We start from the raw sequence: 25976 nt of genomic DNA, 5'->3' as shown, positions 1-25976 counted from the left end.
CTCTGAGGTAGGTCATACCCCGATCGGGGGAGACGCGCGGAAAACTCCGGGCTCAATAGTTGTTCTTCGCCAACAGCTTGATTGCCTGTGACGGGCTGATGCCCGAGCTGCCTCATCGCCGGAGCAGGTCCCCGAGCATCGCCGTCAGATCCATCTCCCGACTAACTCCAAGCTTGGAGAAAATGGATTTGATCTGGGTTTTGACGGTTTGGGTGCTCGTTTCCCGCGCAGCGGCGATCTGATCACGCGTCACGCCCCTAGCGAGAGCCAATGTGACCTCGGCTTCAGCAGCAGACAGGCCAAATGCTGCCCGCAAAACAGCAGGGGCGGCCTCATGCCAGCGCCGACCCGAACGGACGATGACCAGAATTTGCGAGGCAAGGCTCAGCCGGTACGGCTGGGAAGGAAGGCGGCAGATATCGAACACCATAGGCATCTGCTTGCCGGCACCGTGCAGCAGCAACGTCTCTATCCCAAGAGGTTGACGATGCCGCCGCGCGAATGCCTTCAACAGCGCCGCGTCGTCACGTGGGTGCGGAAGACCGAGCTTCCCGTCCATCACCCTGAAGCGTCCGGCAGAAAGCAGCGCCGCAGCTTCGCCCGTCTCTCCCTTCAAATTTCCAGCCTCGTCGCAAATGAAGATCGGCAGACCTACATATTCGAGCGCGCCTGCGATCAACGCCGAACCGCGATTTTCAAGCGCGATCTGCATTTTGACGGCCCGCCGCGCATGGGGGGCTATCGCGGCAAAAAGTGCGCGCGTCTCGGCGTCGGTCTTACCATCCTTCCGGCTGCGATTGAGGGCTAAGCCGACAAACCGGCCGCCTCCTTCGAGCAACTTGGTTTGGCAGCCGTCCATGATGTCATAGGCGTCGCACATCTCCCGATAGAGATCGAACCCAGAACCGCGCCCAACCGCACGGTAATCTGCTTCGCTCCGAATAACGAATGCCTCGTCATTCAGCGACGCGCGCACCCGGACGTTGATATTGGGATCGCCACGCTCCTGCTCGACAAAGCGGGCGATCTCATCTTGACCTATATCATTGATCCAATTGAAGGGCACCTCACCGGGCGCAAAACCGATAAGCTGGCCGTAAGAGCTGCCAGTCAGTTCGGCCATGGCCCGCAACGCGCCAAGCCACTCATCCCCATCAATGGCAGCCATGGCGAAACGCTCGCCCAGCGCCCAAATCTTATCTTCCACCCTGTTTCGTTCCTGTCCCGCGACCCGGTCAGAACGTCAATATCTTTGGCTGCTCACACGAAAATGTCGAGTGATCAGCGAGTGGATTTAGGCAGGTCTATCGAGAAACACAATATTTTAGCAGCAGTGGTTCGATACCCTCATCGGGGGATGCGGACACCGGCGCATTTTGCCTATCCCTGCGGCAATTCGTCTGGAGGGGTTTTCTACATGATCGGCAGCAATTCTGTGCGCACGCCTATTCGTCTCGGTTTGGGTCTGAGTGTCAGCGTCCTTGCGCTTGGCGCCAGCAGCGCACTAGCACAACAGGCGCCGACCCTGACCTGCCCCGACGGCAGCGCCGGACCGGTCTGCATCATCAGCAACAGCGGTTCGACGGGACCGATCACCGGCACATTGGGCACGGCCATCATCGTCAACAATAGCGGCGCGATCTCCGGCGACCCAGCGATCACCGCAGGTCAGGCCGTTGTGCTCGCGGTCAACAATGCGAGCGGCGGGGTCATTGGCGGGGGTACAAACGCGATCATCGCGCCTGCCCGGACGGGCATTCCCTTGCTCAGCTTCAATGTGACCAACGCTGGCACGATCAACGGCAATGTGTCCTATGTTGAGCCCACGCCCTCCGCGCCGCAGAATCCGCTGGCTGGTGCGGTCTATTATTATATTTCCGATGGGGGCACGCTGAACGGCAATCTGCAGCTCGGCACTGGTTTTAGTACCGCCAACTTCATCCAGCGCGGTAGTGATGACGGGGTGACTGGTACCATCGCGGCCGGTGGCGGCATCGACATCTACACCCGAAGCTACAGCCAATCGCAGTCGCTTCAGCTGGGAACACGCGCGCTGCCCGCGACCTTCGAAATCGAAGGGTTCGAGGTGCGAGGCGGTGCTACCACGCTGACCCTCTCAGGACAGGGAACGTCGATCAGCTTGATGGGAGATGGCAATGTCGTGAACAACGGCACGATAAACCTGCTCAACACGTCTGGCCTCTACCCTCAAGGCGTGACCATCGTCCCCGCCGCGATCGGCTATTATCAGCAGCGCTTCGCGACCTTCCAGCGCTCCAATGTGCAGCCGGGCACTGTTCCACTTTACACGCCGACCTATGGCGATGCACTGACAAGCTTCACCAATGAAGGCACCGTTAATGGCGACATCCGCATCGCCACCGCCAGCTTCGTCAACAATGATGAGATCAATCTGGTCACCAGCGGCATTGGTTCGATCATCACCACTTCGGCAGGGGAGAATTTCCTTTTCCGCAATGCAGGCACGATCGAGACGACGTTCACCGGCTCGCGCTCCTTCACCACGGATATCGAATGGGAATTTGATGACGGCGTAAATGCCGCGGTTCGCATACGGCAGGCGCTGGAAACCACCAGCGTGGCGGGGGCGACGATCGAGAACAGCGGCATCATAACCGGCGGCCTGGATGCAAATGTTGCAGCGGATGTCTTCTCCTTCACCAACAGCGGCTTGATCGCGGGTATCGATGCCAACGGATATTTTCAGCGTGGCCTGACGCTGAAGGTTGGTGCGTTGGACCTGGTGCTGCCGAATGCCAACGATGAATATAATGCGGACAGCGCGTCCATCATCAACACGGCGGATGGCGAGATCAGGGATGGCTTCTATGCTGCGGTCGCCTCTCAAAACCTCAACTTCGAGAATCACGGCAAGATATTAGCCTCGGCGCGGGAAGGCGGTCAGGCACTGCTCATCCGCACCGGTCTGTTGCAGGATGATGGCCCGGGCGACGATGATGTGTTGGACATCCCCGCCCAGAACTTTGCTTTTGCCAACACCGGCGCAATCGAAGGCGCGGCCGAGATCAACATCGCCAACAGAGTGGCGAGCTTTGACAATAGCGGCACTGTGACTCGTACCGAGCTGGCCATCAATCAGGGCGAACCTCCGCTGTTTGGCGGCATGTCCGCCTTCGACGTGGAATCCGAGACCGATGAAAGCCAGACGATCACGTTCAACAACAGCGGCAGCATCCTTGGTCAGGACAGGGGCGGCTCGGGCCTTGTCCTCGAAGTAGAGGCTGGCGATGACGAAATCCTGGGCGCTCCGGCCGCCAGTGCGACAGTCAACCTCGTCAACGGCGGTACGATCAAGGCAACTGGAGGCGCAACGGTCACACCGGGCCAATTTATCGGCCTGGGACAAAACACGGCCTATGTATCGCAGATCGCAGCTCTGGGCGTGGACGTTGAAAGTAGCGGCGCTGGCACCGTAAACATCGAGAATCTGGAAGGCGGCGTCATCCAGGCCGGCGGTGGGCTGACGGCCGTCGTCGGGGCGCAGGTGCAGGGGCTTCCCCAACCCTTCTGGGTCTACAGCCCGATCGCTAATACCGAGGGCAGCCATAGCGTGGCCGTGGCTGTCGCAGCCAAGACCATCAACATCGTCAACAGCGGTACCATCCAGGGTGGAGCTGGAACCAACTATTTCCCCAACACGCCCATCATCGACAATGCGATCGGCCAGCCCAATGGCTATCTTGCAGGGGCGATCCACACCAGCGGTGACCAGTTGGATGACGAAAGCGGTTATCTACCTTCTACCGACCATGTCACGAATAGCGCGACCGGCGTCATCATCGGCTCGATCGACCTCAATGCTGGCGATGACCGCATCGACAATGCCGGTCAGATCAGCGGCGACATCTACATGCGTGAGGGCAATGACGCGATCACCAATGCGGGCACCATCACCGGCACGGTCCGTATGGGCGAGGGCAATGACAGCTTCACGCACCTGCTCAGCTCAGCTGTACTGAATGGAACGGTCGACGGCGGCGCTGGAGAGGACATTCTTTCCTTCGATATCACCGGTACGACCTACACCGGATCGATCGATCCGGCACTTCGCCAGCTGTTCGCAAGCTTCGAAGTCGAAAAGATCATTGGCACAGGTAAGGTCGTAGTCCAGCAGACGGTAGAGGTATCCAGCGGCGGTGAACTGAACCTCACGCAAGGGTCCAGCATCGTCGTGGCTCCTGGCGAGACAGCGATCAGCGGTGGCAGCCAAAGCGTCAGCATCTCGAATAGCGGCGAGGTTGTGGGCAATGTGGATCTTGGCGAAGGCAACAATCTTCTGACCAACGCATCCGGCGGCTCGATCACCGGCAACATCATCACCGGCAATGGCGCGAACACGATCAGCAACCAGGGTGGGACGATCAACGGGAATGTCCTGGCTGGAAGCGGCACCGATAGTCTGGTCAATAGCGGCGCCATCTCGGGCGACGTGGATCTGGGTGCGGGCGCTGACATGCTGACAATCGGCACCGGTGGCAGCTTTGGCGGCACGGTTGCCGCAGGCAGCGGCACCGATGTCCTCGCCTTCAACACCGGCAGCACCTATGCGGCCCAGACCACGATCGACGGGTCAGCTTTCACAGGCTTCGAGCAGGTGAATAACACAGCTGGCGTCAACAGCTTCACCGGCGACCTCAATGTCGAGGCGGTAAATGTGTCTGGAGGCCGGCTTATCGGTCAGGCAGGATCAACCCTCACCGGATCGGTTGATGTCACCAGCGGCGGTACCTTCGGCACCGCAGGCACGGTGAGCGGCGATGTCACGATCGGTACGGGCGGCACCCTGTCGCCGGGCGCGTCCCCCGCTATCATGACGATCAACGGCAATCTGACGATCGCCAACGGCACGACCACGACGTTCGAGTTCGTGCCCGTGGGCGAGAGCGATCAGATCGTCGTCAATGGCGGCTCGGTAACGATCGGCGATAATACGACCGTCAACCTCACCGGTTCGCTGACACCGGGTGCATCGCGTGATCTGATCGTGGTGAACGGCGGCGGCGCGATCACTGGTGACTTCGACATCGTGAATCGGGATCCGGGAATTGTCGGCGTGTTGCGTAACAATGGCGCCACATTGCAGCTGCTTGGAACCTTCGTTGCTCCCACCGGGATTTCGTTCCAGGCCAATGCGGCCGTGGATTATGTCAACGACCTGCTGGTCGCCGGAACAGCCAGTACAGCGCTAATCAGTGCGGTTCCGGTACTGCTGAGCGGCGGCACCGCCAATGCGGCGGCGTTCGGGCAATTGACGCCCGAAGCCTATGCCAGCGCGTCTCAGCTTGGTGTGGAACAAGGGCTGGTCCTCGCCAAGGCTGGCCGGGCCGGCCTTGCCGCAACAACGCGCGAGACCGCCGGCCCCTTCAGCTTTGCGCAGGGGCTCGGCGATTGGCGCACGCTCAAGGGCCGCGGCTCAGTCGGTACATCGTCGGCTAGGAGCCATAGCTATGGCATCGTCGGTGGGATTGGCTTTGGTAGCGCAAATGCATCAGTTGGTGCGTTCATTGGTTATATCGACAGTCGCCAGACAATCGCACGCCTGGGCGCCCGGACAGACGCCAATGGTCTGGTTGCCGGTCTTTCGGGCCACTTCCTGAGCGGTGGCTTCGACGGGACGATGACGATCGCCTATGATTGGAGCGAGGCGCACACCCGCCGCACGATACCCGGGAGCACCGCGCTGTCCGGCGACTATCGCCTGCGCAGCCTGGTGCTGGACGGCACGGTCGGCTACAGCATTCCCCTGGGCAGTTGGGCCGTTCGCCCTGAAGCGGGCGTGACCCACATCTCGACCCGCCGTGGATCGGCGAGCGAAACAGGCAGTGCGGCTTTCGCTCTGGCGGTTGACAGCAAGAAAACGAGCGCGACCTTCGTCGATGGTGCGATCAAGCTGAAGGGCGGCCTCGGCGAAGGCGCGATGTTCCACCCATGGGTGTCGGCGGGGTTGCGTCATCAGCTTGAAGGCGAGCGCTCTTCCGCTCGGGCTGGATTTGTTGGCAACGCCGAACGGTTCGCGGTCTTGGGCGCGGGACGTAAGGGAACTATGGCAACCATCGGCGCTGGCGCCAGCTATGACCTTGCTGCAGGCCTCAGCCTCTACGGCGCCTATCAGGGCGAGTTTGGTGGCGGTCACGGTCACAACGTGAACGTTGGCGTGCGTTTCGCATTCTGAGGCTCGAGAGCCCAAAAATATCTGGAGCATGCAAGCGGGCTGCCGATCGCACGGTTGGCAGCCCACCGAACTAAGGTTCCAGATAAGAGCCGCTGATGGACCGGGCAGAATAAAGTGTGGCGCGCGGTCGCTTCAGCTTTTGGATCCTTGTTGCATATTCAGGAGTAAGTTTATCTCGTCCGGCAGCGGTAAGTTAGCTCTCCATTGAAGCATCCACTCGCGGCCGGCTGTGGGTTCAGCGGACTTAGCCGCTGAAATCCACCGCGATCGGTGACGCGTTTTTGCAGCCTTTTATCAATGCATGACGGCACCAGAAAAAAGGGCATCTACGCGACGTTACTGGCCATGCTTCCCGCCGCCACGTCAATGGCTGAACCAGTGATATGCCGTGCTTCTTCAGACAGGAGGAACAGGACGCTGTCGCTGACGTCAGCCGGTTCCACCCAAGGCACACCTTGGGGGGCGAATGGATGGAGGCGCATTTTCGCCTCGAATTTTTCCCGGCTGGGCTCCGCGTCGCCAGGCAAGGCCCGCTTCCACGCGGCCGCGTTATTGAGCAGCGGAGTGTTGACGCCGGTCGGGCAAACGCAATTTACCGTCACATTGCTCTTCGCGACCTCCAATGCGGTGGCCTTGACCATTCCAATGACGCCCCATTTGGATGCGCAATAAGCGCCCGAGTTCATCTGCCCCGTTCGAGCAGCTAGCGATGCGATGGCAACAATGCGCCCATACCGGCGCGCGACCATGCCCGGGAGCACGGCGCGCATGCTGTGGAAGACGCCATAGAGGTTGGTGCGCAGGACATCATCGAACAAGCCGTCGCTCATGGACGCCAAGGGGGAAGTGCCGTACACACCCGCATTAGCGACCAACAGATCAATCCTGCCGAACATTTCGACGCCTTTTTGCGCGACTTCCGTGACCGCGTCAGGGTCGCGTACGTCGGACCTGAGCGCTAGCACCCGCCGCCCCATTGCACGTACCATCCCCGCGGTCTCATCCAGGTCCGCTTGGCTTGCCATAGGGTATTCGATCGTCGGCAGCGAAGTCACGCTGTCGGAAATAATGATGTCAGCGCCCTCCGCGGCAAGACGCTGAGCATGACTGCGACCTTGACCACGTGCGCCGCCGGTAATCCAAGCCACTTTACCGGCAAATCGACCAGCGGACCGTTCTGGTGCCGCTGCTTGGGCCGTGCCGATAGCCGACGATGCAGTGACAGCACCCGCTGAAGCTACGAACTGGCGCCGTGAGATAGTTGGGTCGTCTCCAGGCATGGCTCAATCCTCTCGAACAGTGGTTTCGGGACCCTCTTTCAAGGGAGGTTCCACGGTGCAGCGATCTACGTCAAGCCTCTGACGAAGACCATCAAGAGCCTAGCTCCGCAAGGACATGGGCGTCCGCAGAAGTGGCATTTGCCTGCGAAAAGGGCAGCAGGGCGAGGCGTCCGGTCCCCCAGCAAACTGCATGTCGGCCACAGCTATTGAGCGGTTGATGGAGGCCGTACAGTCGCTGCTATGGAATGTGAGGGTACGCGGTGGAGAGAGGGCCAGCAACGTCCTTGCAACCGGCGCGTTAGCGGTTGATGGATCTGCCTTTCACTGCGCCCGAGCCGTATATTCTGATGCTGACAGGCGCGGGGTTCCTGATAGCGCTGGTCGCTTGGCTGCCGCTTGCGCTGAAAAAGCTCCCGCTGTCGTTACCCATCGTGTGCATCCTCATAGGCGCTGGCATCTTCTGTTTGCCGGAGGTGAAGTTCCGGCCTTCGCCGATCAACTATCCCGTTATCACCGAACGCTTCAGCGAATTTGTGGTGATTATCGCACTGATGGGCGCAGGGTTGAAGCTTGACCGCCCCTTTCACTGGCGGCGCTGGGGCGTAACCTGGCGTTTGCTTGCGATCACCATGCCGCTCGGCATCGGCATCATCACGCTGATGGGCGCGGCCTTGCTGGGCCTGCCATGGAGCATCGCTCTCTTGCTCGCCGCCAGCCTCGCGCCCACCGATCCCGTTCTTGCCGCCGATGTTCAGGTCGGCCCTCCTCGGAGCGGTGAAGAAGATGAAGTCCGGTTCGGGCTGACCTCGGAAGCAGGGCTCAATGACGGCCTTGCCTTTCCGTTCGTCCATCTCGCCATCGTGCTCGCAGCGAGTGCCGGGGAGCCATGGTTTGGCCGCTGGTTCGGCGTCAATGTAGTCTGGGAGGTAGTTGCAGGCGTGGGCGGCGGCTGGTTGATTGGTAAACTCTTTGGATGGCTGACCTTCCATATTCCGGCAGAGACGAAGCTCGCGAAGACCGGCGATGGCCTGATTGCCATCGCCGCCACGTTCATCTCCTATGGCGCTACGGAAATCATCAACTGCTATGGCTTCCTGGCGGTTTTTGTAACGGCGCTGACGCTGCGTGCGTCACATCGCGACCATGAGTTCAACGTGCAAATGCACGATCTTACCGAGCAGATCGAACGCCTTGCCATGATGGTTCTCCTGCTCCTGTTCGGCGGAGCTCTCATAACCGGTCTGCTTGCCCCACTCCAAGCAATGGACGCGGCATTTGTGCTGCTGATCCTGCTTGTGGTGCGGCCTGCCACAGGGCTCGTCGCGCTAACGGGCTTCCAGGCGAACCGCTTTGAAAATCTGACGATCGCTTTCTTCGGTATACGCGGTGTCGGCTCCTTCTACTATCTCGCTTATGGGCTTAACCACATGGATGTTGGTGACCCGGACCGCCTCTGGGCCGTCGTGGGTCTGGCGGCTTTGGTCTCAATCCTGCTTCATGGCCTAACGGTGACGCCCGCTATGCGGTGGTTGGATCGCCGCGAGGGGCGTGATCCGGACAAGGGCGAGACGACGGATGAGGCTCATGATCGGGGCAAAGCCTGATCCAGCGCTCGCCCATGCCAGCGAGAGCGACCCAAGACGATCCTTCCCGAGCAGAGATGAAGCTCCGGAAAGCTGCCGCTAATACCGGTACTCGCCGCGCCCAACCTCGCGAGAGTATCAGTGATCGCTCGCGGCAAAAGCTCCTATGCCAGTCTCCGCCCGCACCCGTTGCGCCGGATAGCCCGCCTTGTCGATCACAGCGCGCTGGGAGCGATCCAAAAGCGAGATCAGCCAAATTGCGATGAAGCCCGCAGGAACTGAAAAGATCGCTGCTGAACTATAGGGGAATGGCGCAGTTCCGAGATCGAAGGTGTTGGTCCACACTGCTGGTGAGAGCAGAGTGAGCACAAAAGCAGTGAGCAGCCCGATTGTGCCGCCACATGCAGCGCCGCGTGTAGTACATCCGCTCCAAAGCAACGAGAGAATAAGCACCGGAAAATTCCCTGAAGCTGCCAGCGCGAAGGCCAGGCTGACCATGAAAGCGACATTTTGCTTTTCGAACACCAGGCCCAACAGAACCGCCAATGCGCCAAGCGCCAGGGTGGTCAGACGTGACATGCGGAGTTCGTCTGCGGACGTAGCGTTGCCGTGTCTAAATACGGTGGCATAAAGATCATGGCTCACTGCCGAGGCTCCGGACAGCGTCAACCCAGCTACGACAGCTAGGATAGTCGCAAAGGCGACCGCTGAAATGAAGCCAAGAAAGGCGTTGCCGCCGATTGCGTGCGCGAGATGGATGGCGGCCATATTGCCGCCGCCCCGCAGCGCTCCTTCTGCGTCTAGATAACTGGGCTCAGTCCCGACGAGCACGATCGCTCCGAAGCCGATGATGAAAGTGAGGATATAGAAATAGCCTATCCAGCCTGTGGCCCAGAGCACGGATTTGCGCGCTTCCTTGGCGTCAGGAACGGTGAAGAAGCGCATGAGAATGTGGGGCAGGCCCGCAGTACCCAACATCAGCGCCAGGCCAAACGAAATGGCGGAAACGGGATCCTTGATGAAGTTGCCTGGCGCCATGATCGACCGGCCTTGCGCCGCGGCTTCAACTCCGTTCACCCCCTTTGCAAGCGCGGCGCCCGCTTTCACCTCTACAGCGCGAGCAAAGAGGGCCTCAAATGAAAAGCCCATATGCGCCATGACCATGAACGCCATGAAGCTCGCCCCGCCGAGCAGCAGCACCGCTTTTATGATCTGGACCCACGTTGTGGCGCGCATACCTCCGAACAACACGTAGAGCATCATGAGGATGCCGACGATCAGCACTGCAACGGTATAGGGGAGGCCGAACAGGAGCTTGATGAGTTGTCCGGCTCCGACCATCTGCGCAATCAGGTAAAAGCTGACGACCAGCAACGTGCTGGCCGCCGCGAAGCTGCGAACCGGCGCTTGGGCGAAGCGATAGGACGCCACATCAGCAAAGGTATATCGCCCCAGGTTTCGCAGCCGTTCCGCCATCAGGAAGAGCAGGATCGGCCAGCCAACGAGGAAGCCTGTCGAGTAGATGAGGCCGTCATAGCCATCATTGAAAATCTGTGCCGAAATACCAAGGAAAGAGGCCGCCGACATGTAGTCGCCAGCCATGGCCAAGCCGTTTTGAAAGCCCGTGATGCCGCCGCCAGCCGTATAGAAATCCGACGCGGTGCGCGTCCGCGCGGCGGCGGCCTTGGTAATCCAAAGTGTCAGCCCGACGAAGGCCACAAACATGGCGATCGCTACCCAGTTGATCGGCTGACGCTGAGCTTCCCCCTCTAGCGCAGCAGCGAAACCCGGTGCCGGCAGAAGGATCAACGGAAAAGTGAGGGCAGCCAAAGCAGCCTTCATGCGCCATGATCCTTCAGAATGTTCGCCATAGCTGCGTCAAAATGGCGATTGGCGTAGACGACGTAGGTGGCAGTCAGAGCTACGGCGAGCAGGATAACGCCAAGGCCGACCGGAATACCAAGAGAAGTAACGCCTCCCGCAATGGGCGTTCCCAGCAGCGCCTTGTCGAACGCGATCAGCATCAAATATCCCAGGAAGGTAAGGAAGATTATTGCCGACAACCACCAGCCGAGCCGCGAGCGACGTCTTACCAACATCACATAGCGCGTGTCGGCTGTCATAGCCGAAATCAGCGCCGCTTCCTCTCCATCGGTCATAACCGCACCCCCCCTTTGTTGCGTGACGATAGGGTTGAAGCATGGGATTGCAAGCCCGACACCCTCAAGCCGCTAAGATGACAATTTGCGCTCGCGAGCTGCGGACCGTCCGCTCTAGCCTTCGCCCGGACAAAAGCGTGTCCGAAAGTATAACCGCATCAAACCACAGAGGCGTATCTACAGTTTTCCTATTCCACATGCCGGAGAAGTCCAGCTATCTCGCATAATCAATGATCGACGGCGGAAAAACGCATCAACTAAGATCATTGATCTATTTTAGTGAATGGGTGATGTTTCATCGACGATGAGCTCGATCTCGAGAATTTTAGGAGAATGACATCCATGTGGGATCATGCTGTGCTTTTTACTTTCCCTTGACGCTTCACTTAGCTAAATCAGCCTTTTAGCAGCCTCGGCTGTTTGGGAGACTATTGGGGGATCTATGCGTTCACATGTTCGGGCCGTGGCCGTTGCTGCGGGTCTAGTCACAGTCGGGATGACCGCTGTGCCGGCTGAAGCTGGCACCGGATGCAATGGGGTGGTCAACATCTTCGTTTGGGGCTGCGCTCCGTGGGACAATAATAACGGTCCGCAATTCCCCTACCACCGTAAGAAGCAGATCGATCTGCGCGTGCCTGCAGGAGCCAAGGTTCACGTCAAAGACGGTTCGGCGGTTGTGGAATTTAACGGCCAAAAATACCCTGTTGTGGGTGGCGCAGGAGTCGTTTCCGCAGGCGGCGCCAATGTTGTCTCAGCAGGAGGAGCGAACGTCGTCTCCGCTGGCGGTGCGAACATGAAGGTCTGGGTGCAAAACTGAAGTTGCAGATCAGTTGGGCGGCGAAAATTTCCGCCGCCTTGGCTTTCGCCGGTGCCATCGCCTTATTAGCACCCCTCGCCTATGGAGTTGTGAGCATACGCTGCTGCGGGATCGACGGGGGAACCGAGATCGCCGGATGGGTGCTGATCGGTCTTCTCGTCCTCTTGGCAGCGACCGTTCTAGCGCTCTTGGTTGCAGCACTGAGCGAGTTCTGCGCCCGCGCCGTGCGACGGCGGCGCAGGAAATAGTCATGAGCGTGCGCACCCATAAGCTGCACCTCGGCGGTGGAGGCAATATAGAGGCAGTACATGCCACTTTTGGGGGAGTAGATAACTTTGTTCCGTAATATGCTGATAGGGTTAACTGCCCTCTTTATGTCTTCTGCCGCCATTGCAGGCGATCCCTTCGATGATGCACGCTATTATCTGGGAGTTAAGCAAAATGCTGAGGCTCTGAGGATTGTGGACAGCGGTCAGTTCGATGTGAATATGCAAGCCGAGGAAGGCTTCAGTCTTCTTCACTATGCTGCGGATGCCGGGAACCTCGAAATGGTAAGGGCGCTCCTCGCTCGCGGTGCCGATCCAAGCCTAAAATCACGCTCGGGCAGCACGCCTTATCAGATGGCTCTGGGAACCATGGTTCAGGCTGAAATTCGCAAGGCCATGGTTAAAGCATCGACCGCAGCTGGATCAGCTGGCCAGACGGGTGGCGCTGCCGTCGGCCGCCCGCAGCCAACACAGCCTGCCGGAAACGGTATGTGCGCTATGGTTCGGTCGGAACAGGTGAATGACGGGCGGTCCCCTGCCATGCGCCCATTTCTGAAGGCCAAGGATGCGATCTGGTACAATCATCCCGACGAGTTAACCGGATTGATCGAAGACTGTGTCGGTGTGGATGATCAGGACCAATATGGCTGGACGCTACTTCATCACGCCGCAGATCGGGATCGGGTTGCTTTGGCCAAGATCCTACTAGATCACGGGGCCAAACGAACTATCCGCAACAAGGATGGCCAGACCGCGCCTCAACTCGCCACCTCACCCGAGATGAAGGCGCTGCTGGGAACTGCCACTGCGAAGCCTTCCACATCCAACCCGCCCGCAAGTCGAAAGGTGGAATGTCAGCAGAAATATCAGGCCGACGCGGCTCTCTCCTCCGACACGACAGGAAAGATGCGCGCCATGCGGCGGTGGCAACAGTGCCTAAACACCGGTCGTTACTGGTGAGAACTCTGTGCGCTGTCGGCGTGAGCTATTGATCGTCTTTAGCTTGCACGCGGTAGATAGCCCGCCTGTTTATTTCCCAGGGAAGGCAGACCCACGGTAGCGCACCTCAACATGATCCTAGCTTTCGAGCTGTGCCGCAGCCGAATTGCAGGGAGCGAGTCGTCGTTATCATGGGATCGCTGCGAGAGGTGCCGCGGCATGAACCAATCGGCAAGCCAATGCCTAACCTCGCACCTTTGATTTTCGACCCTTTGTGGTCGTCTGGGTGCCATTCATTTGTTCTCAGCAGCGGACCTTCCGCTCACCTCCGAAATGGGAACCGCTGGCCGCGGGATGGTGCTCCGGGTCAGCCGGCACCTCCTGCAACGATTATAGCTGGTGAGCAGTCTTCCAAGCAGACCTAAAGGGGCAACTTGAAAAGATCAGCCTTCAGGATCTTACGGGCGGTATCAAGCCGCTCAACAGAAGGGCTGTCGCACACGACCAGAATTGCATTATCTTTGCTAGGCCAAAGCGCCAGACCCTCCGGATGATCGACCCCGCGCCCAAACGGCAGGTCTATCAGATGCTCTGGCCTGTGCAGCCGAACCCTTTGTTCGTGCTGCACTGGATCCTGGGCCCAGCCAACCCACCTGTAAATTGCACAGGGACCGCTCAGTCCCACCGTCGGCCCAGCAAGAATGAGGAGATCGTCGCCGCAGCGTTTGAGATCCCGGATGCCGAGCCCTTCCAAATCAAGCAGCCGCTTGGCGATGGGGCCCACCAACTCAAGCGAGCCCGACTTTTTGCCGACGATCTCCATTTCAAGAAGAACGGCATGGGTTCTGATGACCGGCCCGCGCAGGCCGAGCGCAACCCGGCTCCCCAGAACGGCGACCCCCTCTACGTCGATCCCACCCTCCTTAGCCGGGATCCTGGTGAAAGGAGCAAGAAGCGGATCCTTACGCAACTGCTTGGATAGAGCATTGCCGCGCTTCGTCTGCCGCACCAGCCCGCTTCTGCGCTTCCCATCTTGGTGAATCGGGAGCCACTGCCTGCCTTGCTGCTTTAGAGGAATGCGAGCCAACAGGCATCTAGGTCGGGTGTCATTGAGGTCCGCGAGTTCGTCGAGATCGATACAGTCCTCGTTTTTCTTCCCCAGCTTTGGACGCGTGCGCGCATGGCTGCCGACGATCCACAGCCAACCATCGTCGACTGCAAGCCCTTCCAGGTCAGCTTCGTCGTCCGGATCCGCCAGGTCCAACAAACTGCTCAGCTGAAAACAGTGATGGTCTGCCCATATGCCACCCTCCAGACTGAGCCGGTCGATACCGCAACGCTCATCGGCGGCGAGGAACAGGCTGTCCCTGTAGCGGGTCGCCCCAGAGAAGTTCTGCAGGAGCTTAGTATCCTGCCCCTCGCCGAAACGAAGCTCCACCTGATCGACAGGGGTAGCCGGGTCAGACCACATGGTCATGCTAAGCGATCCTCATGGTCTCAGGTCTTTTGCGCTTATCGCCTTTGCAGCTTCCAGCGGCCGATCAAGCTCAAGCTCTTTCGCGGCTGTCAGAGCATCGTTAAAGCCCGCTCCGCAGTAGACCGGAATGCCGTCCGCCTCGATGCCGTTCAGCAACCCTGCCTTCGTTCCCTGCTTGCAGCTTCCCTCAACATCCCTGATGAACACCGCAGCCACTCTGCCGGGAAAATCTTGAACGGCGCGCGCGTATATTTCCACGTCATGCTGCCCATTATCGCCAATCAGCAAGAACCGTAATTGTGGATAGAATGAGAGGATCGCCTCGATGGCGGCCAGCTTATGTGTACCATGCGCGACCTTGAGTAGCTTGTCCCGGTCGATACCATAGTCCGTCAGGAACATCGGCCCATGCGGGATCCCGTTCAACCCCATGAACTCGGCAATGAAGCCATAGAGATTCCACGGACTGGACGACACATAGAAGAAGGGCCGGACGGGTTCCTGATGGTCATGCGCGATCATCTGGTAGAGCTTTGCTGCCCCCGGCACCGCCAGCCGGTCGTCCGGCTGATCGACCAGCACACGGCGCCAGTTCTTGACGAAATTGGTCGCACCAGTTTCGATGATTGTATCGTCAATGTCGGAAATGACGCCCCAATGATCATCCGCAGCAGGTGCCATGATGGGCACCCTGATGCTGGCCGATTGCGCCTCCTGCTCAGGCGTCCAGAGCGTCGCGCTTTCCCAGCTCGTGGCATCCGGTAGCGGCTTGTCGATCGGAAGCGCGAAGCTGAAATAGCCCTCTTCATCGGACCGCGTCTCGGCAGTCCCGCCACAAGCATGGCACCGCACGCAGACGCCGGGCACCTCCTCACTATTGTAGATCGCCATCATCGCCCGCAGTCGCGACAATGTTCCCTCGCCAGCATTGAGCGGCTCTCTGTAACGGATTACGCGGCCTGAGACACGCAGTTCATGGGCGTTGCGGTAGCCGGCATAGGTTAGCAGCCGCACTTTGCCAGCAAGGTCATCATTTTTGAAAAGCAGATCTTCGAACCGATCGATGTCGGATTCCAGACCAGCCGCTGCGGCACGAAGAAAGGTGCCTGTCAGGGAGAGCTGTTCATTCATGATTGAGCAACGAGGGGACCGTCAGCCGGTTCCGTCCTGAGCCTTTCCCCTCGATGGTGATGAACCTTACGATCCCTTCCGGCCACTCAGCCACCGGTCTTTGCCCTCAGACTCCGGACGGGCTGCTTTCGATCACCTAGCCTTCCAGCGGGTAAACTTCTGATTTCAAACCAAGGCGACCAGGGCCTCGGAGCGTCCAGGCTTGGCCTCAACCACATGGAGGGTGGGTGCGGAGCGGCTTTGGGCAATCGTGGGCCTCGCCGCCCTCGTGCCGATCCTGCTCGACGGGCTCACCGTCGCCCCGGCCATGCGCTGGCTGGACCGCCGACAGGGACGCGACCCTGACACGGGCGAGACGGCGGCCGCTTCCGGAGCGGGGTACAAGCATCAACAAGCCAGCGCGGGCGCCGCCCCGCAAAAGGTCGTTCCTCGATCGAACCAATATTTCCGAGCGGCGTTGATCCGGCATGACGGCCTTGTGGGACAGCGATGCGAACTGGGGCTATGCACGCGGCGTTGCGCGGGCCTTGGCGGGCGCGGTGCTGTTCGGCCTACCTCTCTTGATGACAATGGAGATGTGGTCGCTCGGTATGAACGTCGAACCGCGGCGCCTCGCGCTCTTCCTGCTCGCCAATTTTCTGCTGCTGGTCATCCTGTCGCGCTTTGGCGGGTTCGAACCGACCTCCAGCGTCACGGAAGATATCCTCGACGCCCTCGCCGCTTACGCCATCGGCATGGTCGCGTCGACTGCGGTCCTCTTCCTATTGGCGCTGGCCAACACCAGCATCCCGCCTGATGAAATGCTGGGCATGATCGCCATCCAGAGCATCCCCACCAGCTTCGGCGCGATGATCACCCGCAAGCAGTTCAGCGCCGGCGGCGGGGAGAGCGAAGAGGATCAGGAGGCGCGCACCGCCGGCTACGCGGGACAGTTGTTCCTGATGATGGCGGGCGCGCTGTTCCTTGCCTTCAACATCGCGCCAACGGAGGAGGTGCTGCTCATCGCGTTCAAGATGACGCCATGGCACAGCCTCGCCCTTGCGGGCGTGTCGCTGTTCGTCCTGCATGCGTTGGTGTTCAATGTCGGATTGACAGGACAGGAGGCGGCGCCGGAGGGCTATGGCGCGGGCAGGGTCTTCCTGATCTTCACCGTGCCCGGCTATGCCATCGCCATCCTTATGAGCCTTTACGTGCTCTGGACCTTCGGGCGGCTCGACCATGGCGATCTGGCGAGCGTGGCCGAGAGCGCAGCGGTGCTCGGCTTTCCCGCATCCATCGGTGCGGCCATCGCGCGCCTTGTCGTTTGAGGAAGAACAGGATGGCCGACCGATCCGCCGCTCTCGACCGCACGCCGCTCCTCGAATGGATCGCGGCCGGCCTCGGCTTGCTGCTGCTTGCCGGACTACTGTTCGTGCTGGGGCGCGAGGCTCTCACCGCTGGACCGGACCAGCCGCCATCCATCACCATTCGGCAGCAGGGCGTGAAAGCCGCCGTTAATGGTTATGTCGTGACATTCGAGGCGATCAACAGCGCCGGCGGCACGGCGGCTGCATTGCAGGTGGAGGGCATGCTGGCTCGCCCGGGGCACGAGCCCGAACGAAGTGTCGCCACCATCGACTATGTGCCGGGCCATGGCCGCGCTGAGGGCGGCCTGTTTTTCGCTCACGATCCACGCGGGGCAATGCTGACTATCCGTCCGACCGGCTATCAATCGCCCTGAACGGCACCAACTGGTTCCGCCGCGCACGCAACTCATGAGGCCATGGCTGACGCGGGCAACGTAAAAATGGGGTCTGACGGCCGCCTGGCGTGGCTCCCGTTCATTAGTGAGACAACCATAGCAGCACAGTATCGGGCCGCCTCAACTTCGGTTGGCAGGTCCACTTTCCACCCTACATCATCGTCTGCGGCAACGTGATCATGCCTCATTGATCTCGTTGCAGACAAGCATCCTGATTAGTGGCAGCGACCCTTTGCGGCCGTTCAGTTGCCGATTTTCCGTTCCCAAGTGCGGCCCGTCCGCTTTGCTATTCGTGCGTCGCCGTCGATCAGAAACTGGATCATGGGGGCAGCAATATCCGCGCCGGTTCGCATGTCAGTCATTTCCCCGGTCAGACCGGGCTAAGCGCCGTCCCGTGACCAACGTCTGGATGACGAACAGCAGGATCAGGATAAGCGCTATCGCACCTACGAACAGGTCAAATCCCGACAGGACACCGAAATATCCGGGACCAGAGCCCAGGACCATCATCATCACCGTCAGCCCGATCAGCATCAGCCGCAATTCAGTGGGGCCAGCCGCCAGATAGGACAGCTTGAACTCTCCCAACACGCGAGCGGAAAGATAGGCATGGATCGACAGCAACAGATAGCCGGCCAGCGCCACCATCGCGACGTCCATGGTAACAAAAGGGCTGAGACCGATCCCAGCGAGAATCAGCAGCGTCGCGAAGCCGTCGCAGCTATGATCGATGAAATAGCCATAGGAGGGACGTTCGATCCGGCGAAAGCGCGCAATGCTACCATCCATCGAGTCCCCAAACCATTGGACAACATAGCCCGCGATGGCGAGCAGCAACCAGGATGAATGCAGATTGCTCCCGACATAGCCCAGGAAGATCATAACCGCGCCGATCATGCCCAAAGCGGTGAGGCGATCAGGCGTGACCCATGGGGGCATTTGGGCGCAGAGGCAGTTGAGTAACCGCCGTTCCTTCGCGGCAAGCCAATTTTCTTGGATTCTGGAAAGTGAGGCGGCGTTCTGTAACTCAATTGTCATAGGCCCTTATGCGGCCATCGGCTTCGAGGGGCAACGTACGAATGGCGCCTCCCGCTAAACGTCAAACGCATGGTAGATCATGTCAATTTGCAAGCTCGGCCCTTTGTCGCCGTTCCAAAGTGGGTTTCCAATTCCCAGGTGCGGACGGGCAGCTACTCGCTTTCTAATGTTCATGAGCCACTGCAGCTCGGCGCTGCGCCGGGCATTCAACCACCATTCGGAAGATAGTTGAAGCAAAGGCCTCAAATCCTGCAGCACGGCAGCGCTGCATTCCTCAATGGGCTCGTCTCGTGCATCGCTTACTGGAGTCGGGAAGTCCCGCACCATCCCCTCAAGAGGCTGGCCACTGGGTCAAAGCTTGAATCCACCTCGCCCAGATGCCCGCAAGGTTCGACCATGCGCTAAGTCGCGCGTTCCGAGCTGTAACCACTGCTCCTATAGCCAGCCTTAGTTATTGCCGCCGATCAGATCCCCTAGTCCGCCGAGTACCGAGCCCTCGCCCCTGTTCTGGCCCCCACGGCTGCCAGCCCCCGCCAGCATCCGCCCAGCCAAACAGGAGAATGGCAGGGACTGTATCCAGACCTTTGCGGGTCCCGTGAGCCTGGCGAAAAACAAACCCTCTCCTCCGAACAGGACGCTGCGGACTCCGCCAGCGCGGTCAAGGTCAAAATCTACTGTGTCGGTGAAGGCCGCGACACAGCCTGTGTCGACGTGGATCTGCTCTCCGGGTGCCAGTTTCCGCTCGACGATCGCGCCGCCCATCTGGACGAACACCCAACCGTCGCCCTCCAGCTTCTGCATAATGAAGCCTTCGCCGCCGGACAGGCCGGCCATGATCCGCTGCTGGAAGTGCACGCCGATCGACACGCCTTTGGCGGCCGCGAGGAAGCTGTCCTTTTGGCAGATCAAGCGCCGGCCACATTGATCTAGTCGAATGGGCAGGATCGCGCCCGGTGTCGGCGAAGCGAAAGCGACCTTGGCCTTACCCTGCCCGTTATGCGTGAACACTGTAGTGAAGAGACTTTCGCCCGTAACCAAACGCTTCCCCGCGCCCAACAGCTTGCCCGTGAAGCCGCCATCACTGGCCGCTCCCGTCACCGAACACGGTCATGCCGACGCTCGCATCCTTCCAGACCAGCGCGCCCGCTTCGGCAATAGCGCTCTCACCCGGGTCCAGTTCGATCTCGAGGAACTGCAGCTCCTGCCCGATGATCTCAAAGTCGATGTCGTCGGCTAGGGCGGCGTTGCGATGATGCTGCCAGGGACTGGTGCTCGGCATGTCTATCACTCCTTTGAATTCGGCCGCTCATAGCGCGACTGGTTAGGCTTCGCTACGCGCAAGGCTGCCGCGGCGCGGGCGTGACATTGTTTGGGAACCTCAACGCCATGGCTCGGTTCCCGCAAGGAGCAAAAGCTTGCCGCGACAAAACTGGCGCAGGAGGAACCCGACAATGGAAGCCCAGACACTCCATCGCGGACGGCTCGTCGATCATATCCAGTTGGTGGTCAAGGATGTCGAGGCCTCGCGCAGATTCTACGGCGCCGTCATGGCCGTTCTCGGGATCCCGCTCGGCGGCAGCGCCGACGCTCATTTCTGGTATGATGAACTGTTCGTCTCCTCGCCGGACGGGCCGGAGGCTCTGGGCAAGCTGACCGGCCGCCATCACCTTGCCTTCCAGGCGAAGGACCGCGCCATGGTGGACGCCTTCCACAAGGCCGCGCTTCAGCATGGCGGCATCGATTTCGGCGCTCCGGGCGAGCGGCCCTATCATCCCGGCTATTATGCCGCCTTCGTGCTCGATCCTGATGGCAATAATATCGAGGCGGTATTTCACGGCGAGGCGGTGCGATCCGCACCCAGCGTCGCCATCAGCTTCGACGGCTGAGGCAGGGCGCTCAGCCCGGCTTGAAGCGCGCGACCCGCCAAAGATAATAGAGGAACAACACGGCCATGATCGCCATGCTCACTGGCCCCAGATAGCGGTCCCCCGCTCCGAACTCCTGGCACAGCCCGTAGCCTGCGCTGACCAGCGCCGCGTTCCACACGCCCGCACCCAGCACCGTCAGGACCATGAAGCGGAGGATCGGCATCGCGAAAATACCGGCGGGAATGGAGATGAGCATTCGCAGGCCGGTGATCAGGTGCGCGACCGGGACCGCCCAGCTCCAATGACGGCAGAACCAGGCGTCGAGAGAGTCGATATCCTGCTTGCCAAGCGTGATCCACCGGCCATGACGGCCCGCCCATCGGCGCAGCCCTTCTTCGCCCAACCAGCGTGCGACGGCATACCAGAACAGGGCCCCGGCAAATGTGCCCGCCGTTCCTGCAAGCAGCGCGCCGATCAGGTTGAGCTTGCCTTCTCCCGCCGAATAGCCGGCCAGCGGCATGATCAGTTCAGACGGGATCGGTGGGAAGATGTTTTCCAGGAACATGAGCAGGGCGATGCCGGCATATCCCATCTTCTCGACGAAATCGGTGATCCAATCGGACATTGGCTCACCGGCGCATGGGAACGGCTGTTGGCATCCCCGTCGAACGATCGGTCGGCGGTCGCGTTCCCGACATCCTAGACGATCAGGGCGGGCAATCCCTGCCAGATGATCGCAATGCCGGAAAGGCCAAGCCCGCATAGCGCGACCGTCCGCACCCACCGATCCATGCCGCTCGCCCCATCCCCTCGCTTGGCCCGCATCACCGCGAAGGCGACGCCCGCGAGGCACAGGATCGTGATGAGTCCCGTCAGCCAGTAGGAGGGCGGCTGCCCCGGAAATGCGCTGGCAGCGATATAGAGCGCGAAGAAATGGATGGTCCAAAGGATGAAGCCGCTCAGCAGCATCAGCCAACTGCGCATCGGTCAGCCCCCCACCACGCGCGTCAGGATCGCTGTGAGCGCGCCTTGCCCGGCTGCATAGGCGACGAACAGCACGCAAAGGTCCAGGCTGTTATTGCGTGGCCGCACGATCATCCCCCGGCTGTTCCGCGCCGACAAATATCCCGCCATCAGCAGGCCGATGAACGCGAGCGCCGCTTCCAGCGAGAGCAGGGCATAGACGCTCGCGCCCTGTCCGCTTGCACTCGGGCTGAGGCCGCTCCTGTTCCAGCTCCAAATATCTGCGCCGATCCCCACGGCCAGCGCCAGCGCCCCGCACAGGAACAGCACCCCCGGTGTCCACAGCTGCGTCGCCTCACGCGCCAGCATATGCCGCGACCACAGCGCCAGCCCCCCGGCGGCTCCATAGGCGGGCAAGATGAGCGCCAGCCCGCCCAAATCCGCCGGCTTTGTCCAGAAACGCGGCTGCACGCCATAAAGATAGAGAAAGCTGAACACGCCCATGACGAAAATCATACCGATCACGACCAGCAGGATCACCATCGCCCACCAGCCATGGCTCCCCGGTCCGGTGACATAGGTCGGCAGACGAATGCCCGCGCCGACGTCCACCACCTCTTGGCCGACCGGCCGATCCGTATCCCACAGCCAGCGCAGCACACAGATGATCGCGAAAATCCCGCAGGCGAAGGACGGATAATAGGCATGTATCGTCATCAGGATGAAGAAGCCCGCCGTCATCACCGCCGCCAGGAACGGCCAGACCGATGGACCGGGCATGATCTGCAGATATTGCGGCTCGGCGCGCAGCGGGCTGGTGACGATCGTCTCGCGCAGCCCTGTCGCCGAACCGGGAAGGAAGTAGCGGCCCGCCTCCACATTTTCGGCGAGCTCAGGATCGTCCCACAAAGGCTCGAGGCTCTTCACCACCGGAATGCTGCGCGTCGAATATAGGCCGGTCGGCAGCCATTCCAGCGTTCCGCCGCCATAGACATTGCCCGCATCATCATCGGTCGTGAAGCGGAAGTTGCGGGCAAGATCGATCAGGAAGACCAGCACCCCCGCGCCCATGGCAAAGGCTCCCAGGGTCGAAACGACATTCGTCACCTCCCATTCGCGGCCCGGCAAATAGGTATAAACGCGCCTCGGCATACCCATGAGCCCTGTGAGATGCATCGGCATGAAGGTGAGTTGCATACCCGTAAACGTCAGCCAGAAGGACCATTTGCCTAGCCTTTCCGACAAGGGCCGGCTGCTGGTCATCGGCGTCCAGTAATAGAAGCCCGCGAACATCGGGAACACCATGCCGCCGATTAGGACATAATGGAGGTGTGCGACGATGAAATAGCTGTCATGCGCCTGCCAATCGAACGGCACCATTGCTACCATGACGCCGGTCAGCCCTCCGATGACAAAGGTCACAAGCCCGCCCAGCAGGAACAGGGTCGGCGCGTTGAAGCGCGGTCGGCCTATCGCAAGGGTTGCGATCCACGAAAAGACCTGAATGCCCGCAGGTACGCTCACGGCCATGCTTGCCGCCGAGAAAAAGCCGACCGAGAGGTTCGGCATTCCGGTCGTGAACATATGGTGCGCCCACACGCCAAAGCTGATGAAGCCGGTGGCGAGGAAGGCAAGGACGATCAGGGCATGACCGACCAGCCGCGTACGAGCGAGCGTGGCGACCATCATCGATACGAGTCCAGAGGCGGGCAGGAAGATGATATAGACTTCCGGGTGGCCGAAAAACCAGAAGAGATGCTGCCACAGCAGCGCGTCGCCTCCCCGCGTCGGATCGAAGAAGGGCCAGTTGAAGGCGCGCTCCAGCTCCAGCAGCAAGGTGCCGAGGATCACCGAGGGAAAGGCGATCACGATCATCACCCCGAACACCAGCATGGCCCAGGCATAGACCGGCATCCGCTCCAGCGTCATGCCGGGGGCGCGGGTACGCAGCACGCCGACGATGATCTCTATCGCGCCCGCAATCGCGCTGATCTCGATGAAGCCGATGCCCAGCAGCCAGAAATCCGCGTTGATCCCCGGTGAATAGGCCATGCCGGTATAGGGCGGATACATGAACCAGCCGCCATCCGGCGCGAGACCGAAAAAGAGCGACGCGAAGAAGCACAGCCCGCCGACGAAATAGGCCCAGAATGCATAGGCCGACAGGCGCGGAAAGGGCAGGTCGCGCGCCGCCAGCATCTGCGGCAACAGCAAGACGCCGATCGCCTCCACCATCGGCACGGCGAAAAGGAACATCATGACCGTGCCATGCATGGTGAAGAACTGGTTATAGGTCTCCTGCGGCAAGACCCCTTGCAACGGCAGCGTTAGCTGCACCCGCATCACCAGCGCCAGCACGCCCACCAGCAGAAAGAAGAGGAAGGCGGCGGCAACATAGAAGAAGCCAACATAATTATTGTTCACCGCGGTCAGTAGCTGCCAGCCGCGCGGCTTGCACCAGATTGCCTCAAGCTGCTTCAGTTCCTCGGGAGGGCGCTCCTCATTCGTCGGGAAACGGTCATAGAGGGCCGGGTCGAAGCCGGTCTCCGACCTCATTTCTGCGCCCTTACATAATCGGTGAGGGTCTGCAGCTGCGCGGCGGACAGCATCTTGTAAGGCGGCATGCGGTTGCCAGGCTTGATCGACTGGCTGTCGCCGATCCAGCCCATCATTGTCCCGCGATTATTGGGCAATATGCCTGCGCCGAGCGAGCGTCTCGATCCGGCATAGGTCAGATCCGGTCCCGCCATGCCGTTCGCATCTGTCCCCGCGATCCGGTGGCAGGCAGCGCATCCGGTGGAGCGGAACAGCGCCGCACCTTCCGCCGAACCGGCGGGACGCTTCGTTCTCCGCCCCGCCATCAGCAGCGCGAACTCGGCTGGCTCATGCGCGATCACGACAAAGCCCATCAACGCGTGCGGACCGCCGCAGTATTCGGCGCACTGTCCAGCGAACACGCCCGGCGTGTCCGCCTGTATCGGCAGGATGTTCCGCCGCCCCGGCACCATGTCGAGCTTGCCCGACAGGCGTGGCACCCAGAAACTATGGACGACATCGTTGGACTCCAGCTCCAGCAGCACCGGCTGCCCCGCCGGGATGTGCAGCTCGTTGGCGTCGATCATCGCGGGGCGCCCCTGCCCGTCCAGATAGGCGACCCGCCACCACCACATTTCGCCCGTGATCCGCACCCGCATCGCGGTGCGCGGCACCGGCTCCGTCAGGTTGCGCGTCAGGCTGAGGCCGTAGACGAGCAGCACCGTCAGCACCACCACAGGAAAGCCGATCCCGCCGATCCACACCGCTTTCGCTCCGCCCAGCTTCTTCCTGATCCGCTCTCCCCCGAACAGCGCGACCCACAAGGCGGCCAGCACAATCAACAAAACCCCGCACGCCATGGTGATCAGGATCCATGACAGAATAGTTATGGATCCTGCATAGGGCCCTGCAGGATCGAACACCGGCACGATTGATTTCTCCGGCAATTCGCTATTTCCTTCCTGCATAAAGGAAAGCCGCCACATCCCGCGCCTCGCTTTCGCTGATCGGCATCGCCGGCATTGTCGAACCCGGCACCACTGCCGGAGCATCGCGCACAAAGGCTGCCAGATTGTCAGGCCGGTTGGGCAGCCGACCCGCAATCAAGCCCTGATCGGCAAAGCCACGTAGCGACGGCCCGGCCTTTCCCTTCGGCCACCTTATTCCGCTTATCTCATGACACGCCGCGCACCCCACTCGTTCCATCACTGCCTTGCCCCTCGCCGGATCGGCCTGCGGCATATGCTGCATCTCGGCGGGAGGCGGCTTGCAGGACATCGCCAGCAACAACGTCAAGGCGTGCAACAGCCTCATGTGCCCCTTTTCGTCGCTCCCGCCGTTTTTACACTGAGGCAAGGAACCGTTGCGATGGCGAAGCGGTTCCCGTCCATGGCCTTGCGAGCCCCATTGGCGGTCGGCGTCACCCTTTTTCTCGCCGCCTGCGGATCGATAGACAGGGGGTCGGCGGACGGCTTCACCGCGACCGGCGAACTCATCGCGCTTAGCGGTGGCGACGCTGGCGCCGCTTACGCCTGCGTCGCGTGTCACGGCATTGACGGGCTGGGCAACGGGGCAGGCACGCCCAGGCTCGCTCGCCTGGATCGCGGCTATCTGACGGCCCAGATGGAAGCTTATGCGAGCGGGCGCCGCCGCCACCCTGAAATGGAAGCCGTCGCTAGAAAGCTGACGCTGGCGCAGCATGACGCCGTATCTGCTTATTACGCTGGCCTCCCCTTCGTTGCCCCATCCGGTCCAGTCAAGCGATCAGGCGAACCGGCCGCGCTCTATCAACAAGGCGATGAATCGCGCGGCCTTGCCCCTTGCGCCTCCTGTCACGGTACGCGGGGCGAAGGGAGCGGCGCCAACCCTCCCCTCGCGGGCCAGCCCGCCGCTTACCTCGCCCAACAAATGGCGCAGTGGCGCAAAAGCTTCCGCCGGAATGACGGAGAAAACGTCATGCTGCGG

General features: G+C 60.7%; 19 protein-coding genes and 2 pseudogenes. 8 read left to right on the top strand and 13 right to left on the bottom strand.

The genetic code is table 11. The annotated features are described in order from the left end of the window. Positions 1–112: 112 nt before the first annotated feature. Positions 113–1207 carry a helix-turn-helix transcriptional regulator gene (locus NCHOL11_RS13635; RefSeq protein ID WP_097093098.1) on the bottom strand — a complete coding sequence of 365 codons (1095 nt, stop codon included), beginning with the start codon at positions 1205–1207 and terminating at the stop codon, positions 113–115. Between the two features lie 210 nt (positions 1208–1417). Here NCHOL11_RS13635 and NCHOL11_RS13630 point away from each other — a divergent pair, with 210 nt between their 5' ends. Next, a complete protein-coding gene (locus NCHOL11_RS13630; RefSeq protein ID WP_176502274.1) occupies positions 1418–6214 on the top strand; it encodes an autotransporter domain-containing protein in 4797 nt (1598 codons plus the stop codon). 326 nt (positions 6215–6540) lie between these two features. Here NCHOL11_RS13630 and NCHOL11_RS13625 read toward each other — a convergent pair whose 3' ends face one another. After that, positions 6541–7494 carry a mycofactocin-coupled SDR family oxidoreductase gene (locus tag NCHOL11_RS13625; RefSeq protein ID WP_097093095.1) on the bottom strand — a complete coding sequence of 318 codons (954 nt, stop codon included), beginning with the start codon at positions 7492–7494 and terminating at the stop codon, positions 6541–6543. A gap of 308 nt (positions 7495–7802) precedes the next feature. Here NCHOL11_RS13625 and NCHOL11_RS13620 point away from each other — a divergent pair, with 308 nt between their 5' ends. Beyond that, positions 7803–9098 (top strand): cation:proton antiporter, encoded by a 1296-nt coding sequence (locus NCHOL11_RS13620; protein WP_097093094.1) that lies wholly within the window; start codon positions 7803–7805, stop codon positions 9096–9098. 117 nt (positions 9099–9215) lie between these two features. On the opposite strand, the gene NCHOL11_RS13615 is transcribed toward NCHOL11_RS13620, so the two are convergent. Together NCHOL11_RS13615 and NCHOL11_RS13610 are read right to left on the bottom strand one after the other, a co-directional pair. Then, positions 9216–10919, bottom strand: coding sequence for a cation acetate symporter (locus NCHOL11_RS13615; RefSeq protein WP_097093091.1), 1704 nt, complete (start codon positions 10917–10919; stop codon positions 9216–9218). Then, a complete protein-coding gene (locus tag NCHOL11_RS13610) occupies positions 10916–11236 on the bottom strand; it encodes a DUF485 domain-containing protein (protein WP_097093089.1) in 321 nt (106 codons plus the stop codon). The genes NCHOL11_RS13615 and NCHOL11_RS13610 overlap by 4 nt, the downstream gene beginning before the upstream one ends. Positions 11237–11732: 496 nt before the next feature. On the opposite strand from NCHOL11_RS13610, the gene NCHOL11_RS13605 reads away from it, so the two are divergent. Further along, positions 11733–12053, top strand: coding sequence for a hypothetical protein (locus NCHOL11_RS13605; protein WP_037463930.1), 321 nt, complete (start codon positions 11733–11735; stop codon positions 12051–12053). Positions 12054–12388: 335 nt separating this feature from the next. Then, a complete protein-coding gene (locus tag NCHOL11_RS13595) occupies positions 12389–13279 on the top strand; it encodes an ankyrin repeat domain-containing protein (protein ID WP_141397868.1) in 891 nt (296 codons plus the stop codon). A gap of 400 nt (positions 13280–13679) precedes the next feature. On the opposite strand, the gene NCHOL11_RS13590 is transcribed toward NCHOL11_RS13595, so the two are convergent. Further along, positions 13680–14735 carry a DUF3616 domain-containing protein gene (locus NCHOL11_RS13590; RefSeq protein WP_097093084.1) on the bottom strand — a complete coding sequence of 352 codons (1056 nt, stop codon included), beginning with the start codon at positions 14733–14735 and terminating at the stop codon, positions 13680–13682. Between the two features lie 12 nt (positions 14736–14747). After that, positions 14748–15866: an App1 family protein gene (locus tag NCHOL11_RS13585; RefSeq protein ID WP_097093082.1), complete on the bottom strand. Its 1119-nt coding sequence runs from the start codon at positions 15864–15866 to the stop codon at positions 14748–14750. A gap of 467 nt (positions 15867–16333) precedes the next feature. Between NCHOL11_RS13585 and NCHOL11_RS13580 the strand changes: the two genes are divergently transcribed. Beyond that, on the top strand, positions 16334–17173 hold the full coding sequence (locus tag NCHOL11_RS13580) for a TIGR02587 family membrane protein (protein ID WP_097093080.1): 840 nt from the start codon (positions 16334–16336) through the stop codon (positions 17171–17173). Positions 17174–17184: 11 nt separating this feature from the next. Beyond that, the gene (locus NCHOL11_RS13575) at positions 17185–17586 is read left to right on the top strand and encodes a hypothetical protein (RefSeq protein ID WP_097093078.1); all 402 of its coding nucleotides are present in this window, start codon (positions 17185–17187) and stop codon (positions 17584–17586) included. Positions 17587–17961: 375 nt separating this feature from the next. Here NCHOL11_RS13575 and NCHOL11_RS13570 read toward each other — a convergent pair whose 3' ends face one another. Beyond that, positions 17962–18645, bottom strand: a complete 684-nt coding sequence (locus tag NCHOL11_RS13570; protein ID WP_097093077.1) for a CDP-alcohol phosphatidyltransferase family protein — start codon at positions 18643–18645, stop codon at positions 17962–17964. Between the two features lie 447 nt (positions 18646–19092). Continuing rightward, positions 19093–19924: pseudogene (locus tag NCHOL11_RS13560) on the bottom strand (TIGR00266 family protein). Positions 19925–20096: 172 nt separating this feature from the next. On the opposite strand from NCHOL11_RS13560, the gene NCHOL11_RS13555 reads away from it, so the two are divergent. Further along, positions 20097–20531: a VOC family protein gene (locus NCHOL11_RS13555; RefSeq protein ID WP_037466032.1), complete on the top strand. Its 435-nt coding sequence runs from the start codon at positions 20097–20099 to the stop codon at positions 20529–20531. Between the two features lie 10 nt (positions 20532–20541). Here the strand turns inward: NCHOL11_RS13555 and NCHOL11_RS13550 are convergent, their stop codons facing one another. From NCHOL11_RS13550 to NCHOL11_RS18835, 5 genes are all read right to left on the bottom strand, one after another. Further along, entirely contained in the window at positions 20542–21138 is a 597-nt protein-coding gene (locus tag NCHOL11_RS13550) for a DedA family protein (protein ID WP_097093074.1), read from the bottom strand. Positions 21139–21212: 74 nt separating this feature from the next. Then, a complete protein-coding gene (locus tag NCHOL11_RS13545; RefSeq protein ID WP_097093073.1) occupies positions 21213–21497 on the bottom strand; it encodes a hypothetical protein in 285 nt (94 codons plus the stop codon). Positions 21498–21500: 3 nt separating this feature from the next. Continuing rightward, on the bottom strand, positions 21501–24032 hold the full coding sequence (locus NCHOL11_RS13540) for a cbb3-type cytochrome c oxidase subunit I (protein ID WP_097093072.1): 2532 nt from the start codon (positions 24030–24032) through the stop codon (positions 21501–21503). Then, positions 24029–24958: a cytochrome c oxidase subunit II gene (locus tag NCHOL11_RS13535; protein WP_369680250.1), complete on the bottom strand. Its 930-nt coding sequence runs from the start codon at positions 24956–24958 to the stop codon at positions 24029–24031. The genes NCHOL11_RS13540 and NCHOL11_RS13535 overlap by 4 nt, the downstream gene beginning before the upstream one ends. A 4-nt stretch (positions 24959–24962) precedes the next feature. After that, the gene (locus tag NCHOL11_RS18835; RefSeq protein ID WP_369680249.1) at positions 24963–25253 is read right to left on the bottom strand and encodes a c-type cytochrome; all 291 of its coding nucleotides are present in this window, start codon (positions 25251–25253) and stop codon (positions 24963–24965) included. Here NCHOL11_RS18835 and NCHOL11_RS18830 point away from each other — a divergent pair. After that, positions 25188–25973, top strand: a pseudogene (locus NCHOL11_RS18830) (c-type cytochrome); the annotation flags it as partial. The gene NCHOL11_RS18835 and the pseudogene NCHOL11_RS18830 overlap by 66 nt on opposite strands. Positions 25974–25976 lie beyond the last annotated feature (3 nt).

Origin of the sequence: Novosphingobium sp. Chol11, assembly GCF_900218065.1 — a bacterium.
In the GTDB taxonomy this organism is placed as follows: Bacteria; Pseudomonadota; Alphaproteobacteria; order Sphingomonadales; family Sphingomonadaceae; genus Sphingobium; species Sphingobium agri.
This window is presented reverse-complemented; position numbering and strand designations above follow the sequence as displayed.

Excerpts from the sequence above, each read along its gene's own strand:
- NCHOL11_RS13630 (WP_176502274.1), top strand. The coding sequence starts at position 1,418 with ATGATCGGCAGCAATTCTGTGCGCACGCCTATTCGTCTCGGTTTGGGT.
- NCHOL11_RS13625 (WP_097093095.1), bottom strand. The coding sequence starts at position 7,494 with ATGCCTGGAGACGACCCAACTATCTCACGGCGCCAGTTCGTAGCTTCA.
- NCHOL11_RS13620 (WP_097093094.1), top strand. The coding sequence starts at position 7,803 with ATGGATCTGCCTTTCACTGCGCCCGAGCCGTATATTCTGATGCTGACA.
- NCHOL11_RS13615 (WP_097093091.1), bottom strand. The coding sequence starts at position 10,919 with ATGAAGGCTGCTTTGGCTGCCCTCACTTTTCCGTTGATCCTTCTGCCG.
- NCHOL11_RS13610 (WP_097093089.1), bottom strand. The coding sequence starts at position 11,236 with ATGACCGATGGAGAGGAAGCGGCGCTGATTTCGGCTATGACAGCCGAC.
- NCHOL11_RS13605 (WP_037463930.1), top strand. The coding sequence starts at position 11,733 with ATGACCGCTGTGCCGGCTGAAGCTGGCACCGGATGCAATGGGGTGGTC.
- NCHOL11_RS13590 (WP_097093084.1), bottom strand. The coding sequence starts at position 14,735 with ATGACCATGTGGTCTGACCCGGCTACCCCTGTCGATCAGGTGGAGCTT.
- NCHOL11_RS13585 (WP_097093082.1), bottom strand. The coding sequence starts at position 15,866 with ATGAATGAACAGCTCTCCCTGACAGGCACCTTTCTTCGTGCCGCAGCG.
- NCHOL11_RS13580 (WP_097093080.1), top strand. The coding sequence starts at position 16,334 with ATGACGGCCTTGTGGGACAGCGATGCGAACTGGGGCTATGCACGCGGC.
- NCHOL11_RS13575 (WP_097093078.1), top strand. The coding sequence starts at position 17,185 with ATGGCCGACCGATCCGCCGCTCTCGACCGCACGCCGCTCCTCGAATGG.
- NCHOL11_RS13570 (WP_097093077.1), bottom strand. The coding sequence starts at position 18,645 with ATGACAATTGAGTTACAGAACGCCGCCTCACTTTCCAGAATCCAAGAA.
- NCHOL11_RS13555 (WP_037466032.1), top strand. The coding sequence starts at position 20,097 with ATGGAAGCCCAGACACTCCATCGCGGACGGCTCGTCGATCATATCCAG.
- NCHOL11_RS13550 (WP_097093074.1), bottom strand. The coding sequence starts at position 21,138 with ATGTCCGATTGGATCACCGATTTCGTCGAGAAGATGGGATATGCCGGC.
- NCHOL11_RS13545 (WP_097093073.1), bottom strand. The coding sequence starts at position 21,497 with ATGCGCAGTTGGCTGATGCTGCTGAGCGGCTTCATCCTTTGGACCATC.
- NCHOL11_RS13540 (WP_097093072.1), bottom strand. The coding sequence starts at position 24,032 with ATGAGGTCGGAGACCGGCTTCGACCCGGCCCTCTATGACCGTTTCCCG.
- NCHOL11_RS18835 (WP_369680249.1), bottom strand. The coding sequence starts at position 25,253 with ATGCCGCAGGCCGATCCGGCGAGGGGCAAGGCAGTGATGGAACGAGTG.